We start from the raw sequence: 499 nt of genomic DNA, 5'->3' as shown, positions 1-499 counted from the left end.
GGCGAAGTCCGCATCCATGATGCGTCCACGGGCGGCCTGCAGGTTGGTGCTGGACACATCGGCAAAGGCCGCTACCTGCTCCAGTCGGCTTTGGCCCGCGCCCACTACCGCACGAATACCGGTGATGGCGTCAATCGAGGCATCCAGCGTGGTGATCGCGGTGGTGGCGTTGGCCACGGTGTCCACACCACCCAGGTTGGTGGGAATGTCGGCTGCGGCACCGGTCATGATGGTGGTCAGGTCGTTGCCTGTGGCCAATCCATCGTCGGTCAGGTTCAGCGCCAGGGTGTCGGAAACGGCGTTGCCGGTGCCCACCTGGAAGCTTAGTGTTTGGTTGGCGGCATCAAACAGGTTGTTGCCGTTGAAGGTGCTGCCGGTCACAATGCGGTCCACTTCGTTGGCCAGCTCCGTGTACTCACGGTTCAGGTTCACACGGTCAGTGTCGTTCAGTGTGCCGTTCTTGGCTTGAACAGCCAACTCACGCATACGCTGCAGGTTG

1 protein-coding gene is annotated in these 499 nt (G+C 61.5%); it reads right to left on the bottom strand.

Going from position 1 to position 499, the window contains the following annotated elements; all coding sequences use genetic code 11:
* Window positions 1–499: flagellin N-terminal helical domain-containing protein (locus PY990_RS16325; protein WP_275272492.1), on the bottom strand; the 499-nt coding region annotated here is incomplete at both ends.

The organism is Limnobacter olei (genome assembly GCF_029087225.1).
In the GTDB taxonomy this organism is placed as follows: Bacteria; Pseudomonadota; Gammaproteobacteria; order Burkholderiales; family Burkholderiaceae_B; genus Limnobacter; species Limnobacter olei.
Note: the sequence above shows the minus strand (reverse complement) of the source record. Positions and strands in the feature narration are given on the sequence as shown.